At 49.0% G+C, this 17,503-nt stretch carries 16 protein-coding genes and 1 pseudogene; 11 read left to right on the top strand and 6 right to left on the bottom strand.

All coding sequences use genetic code 11. From position 1 onward, the window contains the following. Positions 1-42: 42 nt before the first annotated feature. Both ACXX82_RS08570 and grxD read right to left on the bottom strand, forming a co-directional pair. Positions 43-684 carry a UbiX family flavin prenyltransferase gene (locus tag ACXX82_RS08570; protein ID WP_503421159.1) on the bottom strand — a complete coding sequence of 214 codons (642 nt, stop codon included), beginning with the start codon at positions 682-684 and terminating at the stop codon, positions 43-45. 10 nt (positions 685-694) lie between these two features. Continuing rightward, positions 695-1,006, bottom strand: coding sequence for a Grx4 family monothiol glutaredoxin (gene grxD, locus ACXX82_RS08565; protein ID WP_322233653.1), 312 nt, complete (start codon positions 1,004-1,006; stop codon positions 695-697). Between the two features lie 236 nt (positions 1,007-1,242). On the opposite strand from grxD, the gene rplU reads away from it, so the two are divergent. The 4 genes from rplU (at position 1,243) to proB (ending at position 4,712) form a co-directional block, all read left to right on the top strand. Continuing rightward, the gene (rplU, locus tag ACXX82_RS08560; RefSeq protein WP_205322978.1) at positions 1,243-1,554 is read left to right on the top strand and encodes a 50S ribosomal protein L21; all 312 of its coding nucleotides are present in this window, start codon (positions 1,243-1,245) and stop codon (positions 1,552-1,554) included. Positions 1,555-1,680: 126 nt separating this feature from the next. Further along, positions 1,681-1,953 (top strand): 50S ribosomal protein L27, encoded by a 273-nt coding sequence (gene rpmA / locus ACXX82_RS08555; protein WP_322233651.1) that lies wholly within the window; start codon positions 1,681-1,683, stop codon positions 1,951-1,953. A gap of 326 nt (positions 1,954-2,279) precedes the next feature. Then, positions 2,280-3,389, top strand: a complete 1,110-nt coding sequence (gene obgE, locus ACXX82_RS08550; protein ID WP_322233648.1) for a GTPase ObgE — start codon at positions 2,280-2,282, stop codon at positions 3,387-3,389. 204 nt (positions 3,390-3,593) lie between these two features. Next, positions 3,594-4,712: a glutamate 5-kinase gene (gene proB, locus ACXX82_RS08545; RefSeq protein ID WP_322233646.1), complete on the top strand. Its 1,119-nt coding sequence runs from the start codon at positions 3,594-3,596 to the stop codon at positions 4,710-4,712. Positions 4,713-4,898: 186 nt separating this feature from the next. On the opposite strand, the gene ACXX82_RS08540 is transcribed toward proB, so the two are convergent. After that, positions 4,899-5,468 carry a CNP1-like family protein gene (locus ACXX82_RS08540; protein ID WP_322233645.1) on the bottom strand — a complete coding sequence of 190 codons (570 nt, stop codon included), beginning with the start codon at positions 5,466-5,468 and terminating at the stop codon, positions 4,899-4,901. Positions 5,469-5,476: 8 nt separating this feature from the next. Further along, positions 5,477-6,106 carry an RNA pyrophosphohydrolase gene (locus tag ACXX82_RS08535; protein WP_322233643.1) on the bottom strand — a complete coding sequence of 210 codons (630 nt, stop codon included), beginning with the start codon at positions 6,104-6,106 and terminating at the stop codon, positions 5,477-5,479. A 201-nt stretch (positions 6,107-6,307) separates the two neighbouring features. On the opposite strand from ACXX82_RS08535, the gene ACXX82_RS08530 reads away from it, so the two are divergent. Both ACXX82_RS08530 and ACXX82_RS08525 read left to right on the top strand, forming a co-directional pair. Next, positions 6,308-8,047: a proline--tRNA ligase gene (locus tag ACXX82_RS08530; protein ID WP_458562751.1), complete on the top strand. Its 1,740-nt coding sequence runs from the start codon at positions 6,308-6,310 to the stop codon at positions 8,045-8,047. 183 nt (positions 8,048-8,230) lie between these two features. Further along, positions 8,231-8,872, top strand: coding sequence for a lytic transglycosylase domain-containing protein (locus ACXX82_RS08525; protein ID WP_322233637.1), 642 nt, complete (start codon positions 8,231-8,233; stop codon positions 8,870-8,872). Positions 8,873-9,282: 410 nt separating this feature from the next. Here the strand turns inward: ACXX82_RS08525 and ACXX82_RS08520 are convergent, their stop codons facing one another. Continuing rightward, positions 9,283-9,645, bottom strand: coding sequence for an SWIB/MDM2 domain-containing protein (locus ACXX82_RS08520; protein ID WP_205322985.1), 363 nt, complete (start codon positions 9,643-9,645; stop codon positions 9,283-9,285). Between the two features lie 370 nt (positions 9,646-10,015). Further along, a complete protein-coding gene (ffh, locus tag ACXX82_RS08515) occupies positions 10,016-11,383 on the bottom strand; it encodes a signal recognition particle protein (RefSeq protein WP_322240265.1) in 1,368 nt (455 codons plus the stop codon). 460 nt (positions 11,384-11,843) lie between these two features. Here ffh and ACXX82_RS08510 point away from each other — a divergent pair. The 5 genes and pseudogenes from ACXX82_RS08510 to ACXX82_RS08490 all read left to right on the top strand — a co-directional run. After that, positions 11,844-12,614, top strand: a pseudogene (locus ACXX82_RS08510) (NYN domain-containing protein); the annotation flags it as partial. A 246-nt stretch (positions 12,615-12,860) separates the two neighbouring features. Next, the gene (locus ACXX82_RS08505) at positions 12,861-13,670 is read left to right on the top strand and encodes a cytochrome C assembly family protein (protein ID WP_322233633.1); all 810 of its coding nucleotides are present in this window, start codon (positions 12,861-12,863) and stop codon (positions 13,668-13,670) included. Then, positions 13,667-13,948, top strand: a complete 282-nt coding sequence (locus tag ACXX82_RS08500) for a PP0621 family protein (protein WP_322233631.1) — start codon at positions 13,667-13,669, stop codon at positions 13,946-13,948. Before ACXX82_RS08505 ends, ACXX82_RS08500 begins: the two co-directional genes overlap by 4 nt. Positions 13,949-14,068: 120 nt before the next feature. Beyond that, on the top strand, positions 14,069-15,859 hold the full coding sequence (locus tag ACXX82_RS08495; protein WP_458562750.1) for a sensor histidine kinase: 1,791 nt from the start codon (positions 14,069-14,071) through the stop codon (positions 15,857-15,859). A gap of 27 nt (positions 15,860-15,886) precedes the next feature. Continuing rightward, positions 15,887-17,389, top strand: coding sequence for a sigma-54-dependent transcriptional regulator (locus tag ACXX82_RS08490; protein WP_323507583.1), 1,503 nt, complete (start codon positions 15,887-15,889; stop codon positions 17,387-17,389). Positions 17,390-17,503: the final 114 nt, after the last annotated feature.

The raw sequence follows: 17,503 nt of genomic DNA, 5'->3' as shown, positions 1-17,503 counted from the left end.
GAGGGTTTGGCGGCAAAAAATGGGGAAGCCATGCTTTCACATTTAGGTATTGGCCTTCAAACCGCTCCAGCGTGGGGTCAACGTATGCGTAACGCCATACAAATCGAGCACGCGGCCGACAGTATGGTCGATCATTTCGTTGATGGTTGCGGGGCGATGATAAAAACCTGGAAGTGGCGGGAAAATAATCCCGCCCATTTCGGTAACGCTGGTCATATTGCGCAGATGCGCTAAATTAAATGGTGTTTCACGGACCATCAATGTTAACCGTCGACGTTCTTTCAGGACTACATCGGCCGCGCGCGTAATTAAATTGTCAGACAGACCGTTTGCCACCGCTGCCAACGTTTTCATGGAGCAGGGCGCAACGATCATGCCATCGGACTGAAACGATCCGCTCGCAATCGAAGCACCAACATCGCGCACGTTATACGTCACGTCCGCTAATGCTTCTACTTCTTTGCGGCGCATATCGAGTTCTTGATGCAGATTGAGAACGCCCGCATCCGAGATCAATAAATGCGATTCAATCTCCGGCACTTCACGCAAAAATTGCAAAAGCCTCACACCGTAGGCAACACCGGTCGCGCCAGTGATGGCTATAATTAACCGACGTTGCGCAGCCGGAGACGCTGGCCGCTGATCACGATCAGCGGCCTTAGATTCCTCGGATTCAGCCGACACCGCGGGCCGCTTAAGGCGTTAACAAGGTTTTCAGTTCGCCGGATTCGTGCATCTCGTTCATGATGTCCGAACCACCAACAAATTCACCTTTGACATACAGTTGCGGGACTGTCGGCCAATTTGAATAGTCCTTGATACCTTGACGCACGGCGGGATCTTCCAGCACGTTGATGGTGACGATGTTGACCGCGCCGTTAGCTTTGAGTAGCTGGATGGCACGACCTGAAAAACCGCATTGTGGAAATTGGGCAGTGCCCTTCATGAACAAAACCACTGGGTTTTGTGTCACGGTTTCTTTAATCCACGTTTGTACTTCGCTCATGGCAAACCCTTAAAATTATTCAGAATGCAGTCATTATATGAAAAAGCAGCGTGCCCCGCTGACGCGACTGAAATGCGACACAATTAACGTGTGCTTAATGCAATTGTCAAGAGTTTTTGACTCTGAAGAGAAGACTATGTATAATCTCAGGTTCTCCCGACTCCGGATGACATTTTATGCCGTGCAGGGAAGGATGAATTGTTGTTAGTTATTCAATTATTTCGATGAGGTTTCATATGTACGCGGTCATAAAAACCGGTGGCAAACAATATAAAGTTATTGCCGGCGAAAAACTTAAAATAGAACAGATACCTGCAGACATTGGCACCGAACTCACTATAGATCAAGTGCTGGCAGTTGGCGCTGGCGATACTCTGCAGGTTGGAGTGCCATTGGTCGAAGGTGCTACGGTGTTGGTTAAGGTATTGGCGCAAGGTCGCCACGATAAAGTCAAGATCTTCAAAATGCGTCGTCGTAAGCATTATCAGAAGCATCAAGGCCATCGTCAAAATTACACCGAAATTCAAATCGTTTCGATCAACGCTTAATTTAGTTAGCAGCTGACTTCATTCAAAACCGTAGCGCGCAACGCAGTTTTTGCGAGGCACATCACGTTGCGAAAGAAGTCTGACTAAATGACGTTGATTGACTTAACCAAATATCAGGAGTTTTAAATGGCACATAAAAAAGGCGGCGGCACTACGCGCAACGGCCGTGACTCAGAGTCAAAACGACTCGGCGTCAAGGTCTACGGTGGCCAGGCGATTAACGCTGGCGGCATCATTATTCGTCAACGCGGTACTAAAACGCATCCAGGCGAAAATGTTGGCATGGGCAAGGATCACACCTTGTTTGCACTGATTCAAGGAAAAGTACAATTTGTGATCAAGGGTGCTGAGAAGCGTCAATACGTCACTGTTGTAGCGCCTGCTGCAGTTGCTGCTTAATTAAGCAAGCAGTAAGCATTACTTGAAGTAGATGAGCGCGAAGCGCAAGCTTGGCCGCGAAAGGCTCTGCCGCAGGTAGAGCCTTTTTAGTTTTTTAGTTGCAAAATTCATTCGATGTCAGCCTGTAGTCTGAATATCATGCCAGAAGGCAATATGCGTTGTACACATTGAATGGGGCAACTCGGTAATTGTTGTGTTAGTTGCACCTGGTTGTGCGGACTTCAACAATGCTGCGGTAGCCTGCTCCCGGATTTTTTATAAAATCAGAGCGGCAGACAAAATAGTCAAATCAGAATTAAAATAGTCAATCTCATTAGGATCTTCGAATGAAGTTTATAGATGAAGCAAAAATCGAAGTCATTGCCGGCGATGGTGGCAATGGGGTTGCGAGCTTTTTGCGCGAAAAATTTCGTCCCTTTGGCGGACCAGACGGCGGTGACGGCGGCATTGGCGGCAGTATTTACGCCGTGGCTGACCGTAACGTCAATACACTAGTTGATTTTCGCTTTTCCAAAATGCATCGCGCAGGCCGCGGCGAAAACGGTCGTGGCTCGGATTGCTACGGCAAAGGCGCGGACGATATCAAGCTGCGCATGCCGGTTGGCACGCTGATCGTTGATGTCGATACCGGCGAAAGCATTGCCGATTTGACCGAACATGGTCAAGAAATCATGTTGGCTAAAGGCGGCGAAGGCGGTTGGGGTAACATTCACTTCAAAACCTCGACCAATCGCGCACCACGTCAAAAAAGTGATGGTAAAGAAGGCGAACGCCGCATCTTGCGCTTAGAACTAAAAGTACTCGCTGATGTTGGTTTGCTGGGACAGCCGAATGCCGGTAAATCGACGTTTATTACGGCTGTGTCAAACGCACGTCCGAAAATTGCCGATTATCCATTTACAACCCTGCATCCTAATCTGGGCGTTGTCCGCGTCAGTCACGAGAAAAGCTTCGTGATTGCGGATATTCCGGGATTAATTGAAGGTGCAGCAGATGGCGCAGGACTGGGAATTCAATTCCTGAAGCATTTGCAACGTACCGGTTTGCTATTGCACATCGTTGATTTAGCACCATTCGAATCAACGGTTGATCCGGTGAAAGAAGCCAAAGCAATCGTCAAAGAACTCGAAAAATACGATCAGTCGTTGTTTGATAAACCACGTTGGTTGGTTCTCAACAAACTGGACGTTGTACCGGAAGACGAGCGCAAAAAACGGGTGAAGGATTTCGTGAAGCGTTTTGGCTGGAAGGGCCCGGTTTTCGAAATCTCTGCATTGACGCATGCTGGTTGCCCTGAACTGGTTAATGAGATCTATGCTTATCTGGCAGAAAAGCGTCAGCAAGAACATCGCGCTGAAGAAACGCATATGACGGAAGAAGCACAAGGTATTCTGTCTATCGATCCAGATGATCCGCGCTTTAAAATTCTTGATTAATATTTTAAGCTCGGTTGAGCCTTATTATTTCGGTTTTGGCCTCGGCCTTGGCCTCATCAAAGCGCTGCATTAAGATTCAGCAAATTGAACCGGCTAATTGGCTTTGCCAATCAACCGACATGGCTAGCGCTTAACGCTCTGGCGATGTCGGTTTTTTATTATCAGCGCCAAATCGGTGCTTTCGGCTGTGGCAGATAAAAAAATATGAATTCCGTCATTCAAAAAGCGAAACGTATCATCATCAAGGTCGGGTCGTCGCTGGTTACCAATGATGGCAAGGGACTTGATAGCGAGGCGATTGCTACCTGGGCTGAGCAAATTGCTGCCTTGCGAGAAATGGGTAAAGAAGTGGTGCTGGTCAGTTCCGGTGCTGTGGCAGAAGGTATGCAGCGACTTGGTTTTGATAAGCGCCCAACCAGTATTGATGAATTACAGGCATGCGCTGCGGTAGGGCAAATGGGGTTAGCGCAGATTTATGAAACCAGTTTTCGTGCGCACAACTTGCATACTGCACAGGTGTTGTTGACGCACGCTGATTTGGCTGATCGAGAGCGTTATTTGAACGCCCGTTCTACGCTTTTTACACTGCTACGTTTTGGCGTTATTCCGATTATTAATGAAAATGATACGGTGGTAACGGACGAAATCAAATTCGGCGACAACGATACGCTTGGTGCGTTGGTAGCGAATTTGATTGAGGCTGAAGCTTTAATCATTTTGACCGATCAAAAGGGTTTGTTCACCGCCGATCCGCGTAAAGACCCGAACGCGAAATTTGTGCACGAGGCGCAAGCTGGCGATCCTGCACTCGAAATAATGGCTGGCGAGGCCGGTTCAAGTATTGGTCGCGGTGGGATGTTTACCAAAATTCTGGCGGCAAAACGTGCGGCAACCTCCGGCGCGCATACCGTGATTGCGTGGGGCCGTGAAACGGATGTATTGACGCGACTTGCTGCCGGTGAAGCGATTGGCACGCAGTTGAACGCACAGACTGGCCAATTAAAAGCACGTAAGCAATGGATGGCAGATCATCTGAAAACAGCGGGGAAAGTGCTGCTGGACGCGGGTGCGGTGCAAAAGTTGACGGAAGAGGGCAAGTCATTGCTGCCGATTGGCGTCACCGATGTGTTGGGTGAGTTTGGTCGTGGCGATGTGATTACTTGCGTCGGTAGCGATGGTCGTGCGGTTGCGCGTGGTATCAGCAATTACACCAGCGCAGAAACCAGGCGGATTATGCGACATCCATCGTCGGAGATCGCTACTATTTTGGGCTTTGTCGAAAAGTCAGAATTGATTCATCGGGACAATATGGTTTTGTTGTAAATAATTAAATAATTAAATAATTAAATAATTAAATAATTAAATAATTAAATAAAAAACCGATATGTAAACCATATCGGTTTTTTTTAGGCATTTAGTTGATCCGAACCTAAAATGGTCATTTGGCCTGAGAGCCGGACAGTTTTCTAGCGCTAGCTCCGATTTACTTGAGCTTACTAAAATTTTTGCTTAACCACCCGGTTTCAATGGCCGATTGTCCCGTAGGCGAGTTTGTATATCCGTTACCTTGCCAGCGATGGTGCCGTTCTGGCACAAAAAATCTTTGAATAGCGCGGCATGTTGGCGGTTTGCGTTAACGTCGGTGATTTGCTGCCATTTGCTGAGGCGAGCACGCGACCAAGTGCCGTCTTTATGCCCAAAAGCATACAACTTTCTTTCGGCAGTCTGGCAGCGGATTCCTTCATAGCTGACATTTTCAGCGCCGCCACTGCTGGTACTGATCAGCGTGTAACGTACCACGCCATCTGTCCCAACTGTTATTGATTTAATATCAATTGCGAATTTCATGATCGATGTCGGGCTGACATAGAATGAGACCATACTCGCCGGTTCCGGTTGTGCCGGTAATTGAACAGCGAGTTCCTGCCAGGTTTTTACTTCATCATCGAAATCGTCGTCAAACCCGGGCCCCGGGCCAGAACCGGGAGCGGCATGGACATGGGCAGTCGCGGAAAGAAGTAGTGCCGTGACGACAAACAATTTACGCAGTTTTGGTTGGAAAGTGGCGTTAAAAAACATAGAAAAACTTACTCCTTATCGATACTCGGTTCAGCCGAAATGCAGTGTTGTGGGGCATTTCCAATTTCTTCGTCGCAATCTGGGTCTGGTGAGTCTCTGGAGTCGTGCGTTTCTCCTGATTCTGCGCAGCGCAACGGGCGAGTATGACGTCCAGCACTTTGCATCGGACGTGTCAGGAAGCGCGACAGCTCTTGCAAGGCGCGTTGATAAACATCGCGCTTGAACTCGATCACGACATCTAGCGGGACCCAGTAATCGTGCCAGCGCCAAGCATCAAATTCGGGATGCTCGGTCAGGCGCAGGTTAACATCACAATCGCGTCCGACCATCCGCAGCAAGAACCAGATTTGTTTCTGGCCGCGATAATGCCCGCGAATATCGCGTTTGATGAAATGATCTGGCACTTCATAGCGCAGCCAGTCACGGGTTCGACCGATAATTTTGACATGCTCCGCCTTGAGGCCGATTTCTTCCTCTAGTTCGCGAAACATGGCTTGTTCCGGCGTTTCACCGTACTTAATGCCACCTTGTGGAAATTGCCACGAATGTTCGCGCACGCGCTTGCCCCACCACACTTCATTCTGGGTGTTAAGCAAGATAATGCCGACGTTAGGGCGGAAGCCTTCACGGTCCAGCATACTGATACCTCAAAACTTTCTGCGACTAGGCGATCCCTATGCCAACTTGCTTACGTGTTAAATCAACACGAAACAGGTCCCAATCAGAGGTTAATCCGATCAGAACATCAATCAATTGTGCAAAGAGTGGGCGCATCAGCCAGCTAATCCTTTAAAATTGAGTCGATTATAACCCTCTCTTTTTAAAAAGAATTCACCGTTATGCGCGCCTCCCGTTTTTTTGTCTCAACTCTTAAAGAAGCACCATCCGACGCTGAAATCGTTAGCCATAAATTAATGATGCGCGCCGGCATGATTAAACGCCTCGGTTCCGGCATTTACACCTATATGCCGATGGGTTTGCGGGTTATTCGCAAAGTTGAAAATATCGTGCGCGAAGAAATGAATCGTTCTGGCGCGGTTGAACTATTGATGCCAGTCGTACAACCTGCTGAACTTTGGCAAGAAACCGGCCGCTGGCAGAAATACGGCGATGAACTGATGCGCGTCAAAGACCGTCACGGCCGTGATTTCATCATTCAGCCGACTTCGGAAGAAGTGATTACCGACATTGCGCGGACCGAATTGCGCTCGTATCGCAAACTTCCAGTGAATTTTTATCATATTCAGACTAAGTTTCGCGATGAACGGCGTCCCCGTTTTGGTTTGATGCGCGGTCGTGAGTTTACGATGAAAGATGCCTATTCTTTTGATCGGGACCTTGATGGCCTGAAAAATTCGTATCAAATTATGTACGATGCCTATATTCGGATTTTTAATCGTTTTGGGCTGCAATTCCGTCCTGTCGCCGCGGATAACGGGGCCATTGGCGGCACTGGTTCGCATGAGTTTCACGTCATCGCTGCTACCGGAGAAGACGCGATTGTGTATTGCCCGACGTCTGATTACGCGGCAAATATGGAAGCTGCCGAGGCGCTGCAAATTGAAGCAGTGCGCGCTGCACCAACGCAGGAGCTGACCAAAACGGCAACGCCGGGCAAGGCCAAGTGCGAAGCGGTTGCTGAATTGCTGAGCATCCCACTGAGCACGACCATTAAGTCGATTGTCCTGACCGTTGAGAAAGAGGCGACTGAAAAAGAAGCCGCTTCCAAGCAAGTCTGGTTGTTGATGTTGCGTGGCGATCACGCTCTTAACGAAATCAAGGCTAACAAAATCCCTGGTCTGACGGGTTATCGCTTTTCAACAGAAGAAGAAATTGTTGAGTGGTTTGGTACGCCACCGGGTTATCTGGGACCGATCAATACTAAAAAACCGATTATGGTCGTTGCTGACCGAACCGTCGCCAACATGCATGATTTCGTCTGCGGCGCGAATGAAGTAGACTTCCATTTCACTGGTGCGAATTGGGGCCGTGATCTGCCCGAGCCGATGGTGATGGATATCCGTAACGTGGTCGCTGGCGACCAGTCGCCGGATGGCAAGGGCGTGCTGGAGATTCAACGTGGCATTGAAATTGGTCATGTGTTTCAGCTTGGTACCGCCTATTCGGAGGCAATGAACGCCACCTTCCTGGACGAGAACGGCAAGCCGCAACCGTTGCAAATGGGTTGTTATGGTATTGGTATCACGCGCATTTTGGGCGCCGCCATCGAGCAGAACTTTGATGACAAGGGCATCATCTGGCCAATCGCGATTGCGCCATTTGAAGTTGTTCTCTGTCCAATGGGCTATGATCGTAGCGAAGCGGTCAAAACCGAAACGGACAAACTCTACGAAGCGTTGCTAGCCGCAGGTGTCGACGTGATTCTGGATGATCGCGGCGAACGTCCGGGTGCCATGTTTGCGGATTGGGAGTTGATCGGTGTGCCGCATCGCGTGGTGGTCGGTGATCGTGGATTAAAAGAAGGCCAACTGGAATATCAGGGTCGACGTGACACTGAAGCGACGAGTGTGCCTTTGGCTGAAATGGTGAATTTTGTGAAAGCGCGCCTGATCGCTTAATGCGATTAATGCGCTTAGTTGGTTAAATAAGCGTGGCTGTTGGTCGTTTCTTCGGCATCCTGGGTATTTCTTCCTCCTCCTTGAAGGACGGGAAAATGGCTTAGGATGCTAGTTGGATTGTTGTTTCAAATCGGGTGTTTCCTTGGAAGCTAAACACCGGTAGTTTATTTTCCAGGAGTTCACTTGCGTTTGATCGATCGTATTATTCCGTGGTTGTCGGTAGCGCTGCTCTTGGTGAGTGGTGTGACGCATGCCGGCAATCAAAAGGAAGAGGCGATGGCCGATTCGGTGCGGCTGGCTCTGTCGCGTGCGATTAACGATGCGGGGCCTCCCAAACCACAATTCACCGACATCAATCAGCGCATACAGTACTTATATTGGCTGGTTGAGATGTCGACACGTCTTAAAAAGAAATTTCCTGATGCGCAGATGCGTAACGAATTTCTGGAAACCACCTGGTATGAATCCAAACGCGCAGGTCTTGATCCAGCGTTGGTATTGGGCTTGATTCAGGTTGAATCAGCATTTCGTAAATATGCGCTGTCTAGCGTCAACGCGCAAGGTTACATGCAGGTGATGCCGTTCTGGACGCGTGTTATCGGCGACTCTGATCGCAGCAGACTTTTTAATATGCAGACCAACCTGCGCTACGGTTGCGCGATTTTGCGGATGTATCTGGATATGGAAAAGGGCAATCTATATTTGGCGTTAGGCCGTTACAACGGTAGCCGCGGCCGTCCGGAGTATCCGAATGCAGTGCAGGCCGCATGGAAGCGGTGGGAATATAGCCAGGTTCCTCTTAATACGACGGTGGCGGTGCAGTAGTAGTTTGGGCAGTTGTGCCGACTGGCCCAGATTGATCGTAACATCGCATACATCGTTACTAATATTAGCGCTCGGACACATTTCGTTAGCTGCGTTTGAGATGTGCTTCCTCTTCGTTTCAATTCTTTGTAGGTCGGTTCCAGATCGGTTTCACATATTTGCCTGTTCCTACCTTTTCATAAGAATATAGACGTTTGTGTCTCTTTGATGCGCTTTGCACGTAGCGATGCCTCATTCGATCTTAATGAAGGGGTCGTGATTTTGCAGAGATGTGTTGAAGGGAGAAGTGGGAGTTAATTCTGCTCAGCGTGTGCTAAAGAAAATATAAAAACGGAAAAGAGAATACAAAAAAACCCGCGCAATGCGGGCGTTTTTGTTTGGCACTTAAGATATTTTAGAACTGCTATATCTTAAGCATTGCTCAAGTGGTCAGAAATGAGTTTAGTCATTTCAAACATAGACACTTGTTTTTTGCCGCCAAAGACAGCTTTTAGCTTTTCATCAGCATCGATGTTGCGCTTGTTTTCTGGATTTTGCAGATTGTGCTTTTTGATGTATTCCCAAACTTTCTTGGTTACTTCAGTACGTGGCAAAGGATCAGCGCCGACGACAGCAGCCAAAACAGCAGATGGTTTCATTGGCTTCATGAACGCTGCGTTTGGCTTACGTGCTGGCTTGTCTGCTGCTGCTACTTTTGCTGGTGCTGCTTTTTTTACCGCTGGTTTAGCTGCAGGTTTTTTTTCTGCAACTACTGGTTTTTTTGCTGTGGCCATCTTTGAGCCTCCTTGACGAAGAGAGTGTGAAAAATGCGTCAATCACGCATCGCTCATAGTGGTGCGGTTTCCTCAGTGACGCAAGTGTTTTTTGTGGCTTTTGCAGGTTTTGTTGAGGGTTGATCAGGAGTGCCCAAAAACATCCTTTTTTCATAGGAGTTTGGGGAACTAAATGTGATGTGATTTTACGATCAATTCGATGGCAAAATAACACCATATTTAGTCCGCTGCATGTCAATGGCGCATCGCTTTCAGTCCCATCGTCGACAGTCGGTAAAAAGCGTGAAAGCCTTATCAATCAATGCTTTAACCGCTTTAATGCCATTAAAGTGCGATGCTTCCTGTCAACACTAGGGAATAAGAACTGGGCTTACTTTAAGCCTGGCATCATCCCTTTCATACTCCGCATCATTTTCATCATGCCGCCGCCTTTAAGTTTTTTCATCATCGACTGCATTTGATCAAATTGCGACAGCATGCGGTTAACTTCTTGCACCTGAACACCGGCACCGGTTGCTATGCGGCGCTTGCGCGATGCTTTTATTAGTTCCGGTTTGGCACGTTCTTGCGCGGTCATGGAGTTGATCATGCCTTCCATGCGACGCACGGATTTTTCTGCCTGACCCATATTTGCCGCTCCTGCAGCTTGCTGAAATTGTGCTGGCAGTTTATCCAACAGGCTCGACATACCGCCCATTTTTTTCATTTGACCTAGTTGCGCTTTAAAGTCGTTAAGGTCAAATTTTCCACCGCCTTTGATTTTTTGCGCTAAATCTTGCGCAGCGGCGACATCCACACCCTTTTGTGCTTCTTCAACCAGCGCCAGAATATCGCCCATGCCGAGAATGCGGTTTGCCATGCGCGAAGGATCAAATGCTTCCAGACCGTCCAGCTTTTCACCGACACCGGCAAATTTGATTGGCTTGCCGGTAATATGCCGTACTGAAAGGGCGGCACCACCACGAGCGTCACCATCCAGTTTGGTGAGGACTATACCGGTGAGCGGCAACGCATCGTTAAATGCTTTGGCGGTATTGATCGCGTCCTGACCAAGCATCGCGTCGACGACAAATAAGGTTTCAATTGGCTTGACCGCGGCATGCACTGCAGTGATTTCCTGCATCATCGCTTCGTCAATACCAAGACGACCCGCGGTATCTATAATTAGCACGTCGTGATAATGACGCTTCGCAAAATCGAGTGCCGCCAGCGCAATATCAACTGGTTTATCTGTTGTCAGGCTCGGGAAAAAATCCGCGCCGACTTGTTCTGTGACCGTCTTTAGCTGGCCGATCGCCGCAGGGCGATAAACGTCGGTAGAGACGGTGAGTACTTTTTTCTTTTTCTGCTCACGCAGATATTTAGCTAATTTACCGACGGTAGTAGTTTTACCTGCACCTTGCAATCCAGCCATCAAAATGATCGCGGGCGGTTGCGTGGCGAAGTTCAGTTGCGATGCTTCGGGCCCGAGATCTGCGCCCATCAGTGAGGCTAGCTCTCGCTGCACGACGCCGACAAGTGCCTGACCCGGTGTGAGCGAGGCGATGACTTCTTCGCCCAGCGCTTTTTGTTTTACGTTGGCGATAAACTCACGAACGGCGGGTAGCGCGACATCGGCCTCTAACAACGCCAAACGAACTTCGCGTAGCATTTCGGCAGTATTGGTTTCTGTCAGGCGCGCTTCGCCGCGCATGGTTTTGACGACTTTGGCAAGACGCTGGGTAAGATTGTCTAACATAGGTGACTGTTTTTCAGAAGAGGGGCAAAAGGGCAATGCGTCATTGCGTCCGCTAAGGTTCCGGATGCAATTTTCATCACGGATGATGACAGACGCGGCGTACTGAAAATAATCCTCCATTTTACCCGATACGGCTGCAAAACCGCTTTGAAGACGGCGGCGCAAAGCAGAATAAGGCATTTTTGGAGAAAATTTTGCCACAGGGCACCATAGTCGTTAACAAGGTCACCATAAAAAGCTTTGCAAGCGCTTCAAAGTCTGGCCCGGTGTTAACCTCGGTGTAATTAAGCCCTGCCGCGAGTCGTTCTTGTTAATTAGTAAGCACGCATAAAACACGAATAAATGATTGGTCCCTTGGCTTAAGAATCAAATTCGGTTGGTGTATGCTGCAAAACGGGAACGACTAGAGTGTGCTCTTCCCTTCGGGTATTATTCTTCTATTCACAATTGAGGAATGGCTATGTCAGGAAACACCGCTTCTGAAGCACCGCGTCTGGCAGTACTAATCGATGCAGATAATGCGAGCGCGGCGATTGTCGACGGCTTATTATCAGAGGTCGCCAAATATGGTGTTGCCAGCGTCAAACGGATTTATGGCGATTGGACCGATAATCGCCTAGGAAGCTGGAAAGAGTGTCTTCTGCGTAACTCGATCCAGCCGATTCAGCAGTTTGGGTATACCAAAGGTAAAAATGCGACAGACAGCGCGATGATCATTGATGCGATGGATTTGTTATATACCGGTCGTTTTGATGGTTTTTGCATCGTCTCAAGCGATAGTGATTTTACCCGACTAGCCTCGCGCATCCGAGAAGAAGGATTGACCGTCTATGGTTTTGGAGAGCGGAAGACGCCGCAGCCTTTTGTGACAGCGTGCGACAAATTTATCTATACAGACCTGTTGATCGAGTCAGCGGTGTCAGAAGTTGCGGAGCAGGACGGTGCGAGCGATGTACCGAGCAAGTTGCATCGGGCCGCCAATGAGTTACGCCAGGATACGCGACTGTTGCGGTTGTTACGCAGTGGGGTTGAAGCGGTATCGGATGAGGACGGTTGGGCGCAGTTGGGTTCGGTTGGGAGTTATATCGCTAAGCAGGCGCCTGATTTTGATGCCCGTGAATATGGGTATGCCAAGTTAAGTGGTCTGGTCAGCGCGACGGAATTATTTGATGTCACGCAACGCACTTTGGCGAATAACAAATTGGCAATGTATATCCGTGACAAGCGCAAAAAATAAGGTGGAAGACTTTTAAAACGACCGGTTGGCGTCATTATGCTGATTGTGGCGTTACCTTTGCTATGTTTTGATTCAAGCATCCCAGTCATGACTTTGCTGATTATTTTTGCGTATTCCGAGTGACGTAAAGCATTTTGAATTGGTGTAACCAGTCGTTGTAGTAAATTTCTTTTGAATTGTTGGCTATCACATGCCCAGTAATCGGTCACATACTGCGGTCACATACTGTAAACTTATACGATGCAAACTTATCTATTTATTCTCACAGCTTTGTTATATCTTGGCTGCGCCATATTGCCGTCGAAGCAGCGAAAAACCATTTCGGTTGTCGCTGCGGTCGGCTGGCTGTTACATGGCGGCGTGTTGTGGGCCGACGTGGTCGGGCCAGAGGAAGTACGCGTAGGTTTTTCGATGATGTTATCGGCGACACTATGGGTTTCAGTCGCCGCTTATTGGCTTGAAAATCGTAACTATACTCTCGATGGATTGCGCGTTCTGGTGTTGCCAACGGCGGCCGTTGCAGTCATCTTGCCAGCGTTGTTTCCGGGGAATATGGTGTCGTTGAGTGGTAAATCACCGATATTTTTATGGCACATCGTCATTTCTATCCTAGCTTATAGTACGTTGACGATAGCGGCGTTTCATGCGGTACTCATGGTGTTACAAGAATCTCGACTCCATACGCGGCCCGGCAACGCCAATGCCAGTTGGTTCGGCGCGGCGCTGGATCGATTGCCTGCATTACTGACCATGGAAAAATTGCTGTTTCGATTGATCGCTTTCGGGTTCGCTTTATTGACGTTGACGGTGTTGTCCGGCGTTGTGTTCTCTGAGGAGTTATTTGGGACCGCGTTTAGATGGGACCACAAGACCATTTTTACGCTGCTGTCGTGGGCGCTGTTCGGCTTATTATTGGCCGGACGTAAATGGCAGGGTTGGCGCGGACGTACGGCGCTCAGTTTTACGTTGATCGGGTTTGCTATTTTGCTGCTGGCTTATGTCGGTAGTCGTTTTGTATTGGAAGTTGTATTGCATCGGGTCCTGGTATGAAATATGTGATTTGGTTAGTTATCGCGCTGGCGGTTATCGTCTGGTTTCAGCGCGTCAAAAAAAATATCATTAATAAGAGCGGTGCTGCGCCAGATGGTGCCAGCGGTGCAGGTCCTAGAGACGGGCGCCCGTCATCGTTATCGGGCGCGTCGTCACCTGTGGAAGAAATGGTGGCCTGTGCACATTGCGGGTTGCATTTTCCTGCATCTGAAGCGGTGACTGATTATGCCGGTACTATTTATTGCGGTGAGGACCATCGGCGCTTACACGCGCAATGACCAGCATAATGATCCTGCGCAGTGATAATCTGGTCGTATAAGTCTTTGATTGGTGCTTTGTAATGCGTGTTTTGTACTAAGCGCTTTGAATATAGTCTGAGTTAGCCCGAGTTAACGTGCATGATCAAATCCGCAATGTCCTTTCACCTGCCCAAAACGATGTCGGCCTTCTTTACCGATGGCGACAAACCAATGACGTTTTGGCGCACCCTGCAAACGTTTAACATCACCCGTATTGTTGTCGCGCTGGTACTGCTCGTGTATCTCAGCGCGAATGTAAAAAATGCTCTGCAATTTTCGGAGTTTTTTAACTATCCGCAAACTTGCTCGCTCTATTTACTTTGCGCGATCATCTTCACTTTGTTGGCAGCGTATTGCCAACGGCAATACCGGTTGCAAATTGTCGTGCAAATTTTGGTCGACATAGGAGCAATTTCGATTCTCTATATCGGTGCTGGTGGCGCTAAAAGTGGATTAGCTGTTCTTTTTTTGTTTCCATTAGCTGGTGGTGCTATTTTGGCGTCGTTGCCTTTGGCGATGCTATTCGTATCCATCGTGACCTTGATTTTATTGGGTGAGAGTGGATATCAGATTTTACAAGAAGCTTCAGAGGCGACAACAGTAAAAGCAGGATTGTCGGGCGCCGCGTTCTTTTTTTCGGTGTTTGTGATCAATCGCCTGGCGAATCGCTTGATCCGCCAGGAGGACCTGGCAAATCAGCGTGGGAAAGATTTGCGTGTACAACTTGCTATCAACCGTATGGCCGTTGCCGATATGGGGGATGGTTTGTTGGTGGTTGGGCCAGACGGCACTATTTTGATGGCAAATCCGATGGCTGGGCGTATGCTTGCACTATCGATACTGGACGATGGTCCCAGGCATAAACTGAGCGACTTTCCCGCCTTGACGCCGATTGCTGAGGCTTTTTTTGTCTGGACTGCGACGGTTAACCAATATCCTAGCGCAGCTGCGCAAGCCGCATCACAAGCTACTCCGTACTTTGCACAGTCAATTTCTGATGCGACGTCCAGTGATTCTCCCTTTTTGGTCACCATTAAACATACTGATGACCGAAGACCCAGCGCCGTGTTGATGGGGGCGAGCGGGCACGAGCTGGCAGTGCATTTCAAGTTACGCTTTGCGGCAGTTAAAACCGAGGATTTGAGTGAATATGTCGCTGTGATTTTTTTGCAAGATGTGAGTGAAATCGAAAATCAGGCACAGCAACTGAAGTTGGCATCAATGGGGCGATTGACCGCGAGTATTGCCCATGAGGTACGAAATCCACTTTCATCAATATCCTATGCGGCTACGCTTTTGATCGAAGATGCGACTAATCCGACACATGTACGTTTGCTCAATATTATTGAGGATAACGTGGCGCGGCTGAACCGCATGATAGAAGATATCTTGTCGCTTTCGCGCAAGGTACAACGACAAACCGCGCCGATCCTTTTGTGTCCATTGGTGTTCGATATAGCCGAAGAATTTCAGCAAATGAATGTTATCAAGAAAGGCGTATTGCAGTTGATGATTTCGACGACCGATAAATACGCCGTGTGGTTTGATCCTTTGCATCTGCGCGAGGTTCTGGTAAATTTATTGTCGAATGCGCTGCGTTATGCAAGCGGCGGTCCAAACAGTATACGACTTCAGGTCATGACGAACGCCGCAGGTGGTCTAGAGTTACATGTACAGGATGATGGTAATGCGATTATGCCGGCGGTTCGCTCGCATTTATTTGAGCCGTTTTACACGACTTCTAATAGAGGAACCGGTTTAGGGCTATTTTTGGCGCGCGAGTTGTGTTTGAATAACGGCGCTATGCTGGATTATGAATATAGGCACGAGGTGCATGAAGACCTTACCGGGCGATTTGTGATCGCATTTGCGGTGCGTGGACCAATTTAATTTTATTTGAGCGGGAAAATTGTTGCTATGACTTCACCCCGTATTTTAGTTGTCGATGACGAAGCACATTTGCGCGAGTTGCTGGAAATCGCGTTGGTCAAAATGGGTTTGGACGTCGATAGTGCCGATTCACTGGCAGAGGCGCGACGTTTCCTGCTGCTACGTGACTATGCACTCGTGCTGACTGATATGCGGCTTCTTGATGGTCTTGGCATTGAATTGGTGCACGAGATTGTCGCCAGTGGCAAGATGACACCGGTCGCCGTCATTACTGCGTTCGGCAGTGCGGACAACGCGGTAATGGCATTGAAGGCGGGGGCATTCGATTATTTGTCGAAGCCGGTTGCACTTGATCAATTACGTTTGATGGTGCAATCGGCGCTACGCGTCCATTTGCCAGAGCGCAACGGCGTGCCTCCTGCTGGCATATTGCCACGCAATGGACTGAGTAATAACAAGTCCGGCGCACCGGCCTTGCGTCTGATCGGAGTATCGGCGGCAATGCAGGATTTGCGTACGCAAATTGCGAGGTTGGCGCGAAGCATGGCACCGATTGCGATTAGCGGCGAATCCGGTAGTGGAAAAGAGTTGGCAGCGCGCGATTTACACGCACTCAGTCCACGCGCTGATAAACCGTTTATTGCTGTCAACTGTGGCGCAATTCCAGAGAATTTGATGGAAGCGGAATTTTTTGGCTATCGAAAAGGTGCGTTCACTGGTGCAGCGGATGATCGGGACGGTTTTTTTCAAGCGGCAAATGGCGGTACGCTATTGCTTGATGAGGTGGCTGATCTTCCACTGGCGATGCAAGTAAAATTATTGCGTGCAATTCAGGAACGGCGGGTGCGCAAAGTCGGTGCAACCACGGAAGAAGTGGTCGATGTACGTTTGGTGAGTGCGACTCACCAAAATTTGGCGGAGTGTGTGGAAAAGGGTAAGTTTCGGCAGGATTTGTATTACCGTTTAAATGTCATCGAGTTACATCTGCCACCTCTGCGGGAACGCGTCGATGATATTGGCTTGTTGGCGGAAGTCATTTTGACGCGTCTTGCATTTCCAGATCAGCACCAGTCGCCAATATCGCTCAGTCCGGCTGCCTTGCAGGCCCTGCGTGGGTATACTTTCCCCGGCAACGTACGTGAACTGGAAAACATTCTTGAGCGCGCATTAGCGTTTGCGAACGATGGCCAGATCGAAGTTTCCGATCTGGCATTAAGAGCGCCGGGATATCGGCAGACGGAAGCAGGCAGAGCGATTGAATTACGAGAGCCTATCGGTCCTGAAGAGTCTGCGGCAACAGTCGCGGCCATTATGGCGATGGGTGGACAGTTCATTATAGAGCCGGATGATACGAAGGTCAGCTTGCCGCCATCGCTGCCGATGCATCTGGACGATGTGGAGCGCAATATAATACGGCAAGCCTTAGGTCGAACGCAATTCAACCGTACCAAAGCAGCTGAGTTGTTAGGGATCAGCTTTCGCCAATTGCGATATCGCATGCAGCGGCTATCAATTCATGAGCAGGAATGACGAGTATTCGTGATGACGGATAAATTATCCATGGCGGCCGTAGCGGCAAATGTTGCTGGAATCGGGCCACAATCGCAATCGCCGATTTTTCACATCGGTGAGGACGGCTGGTGC

The sequence above is a fragment of the Glaciimonas sp. GNP009 genome, from assembly GCF_054343755.1.
This window is presented reverse-complemented; position numbering and strand designations above follow the sequence as displayed.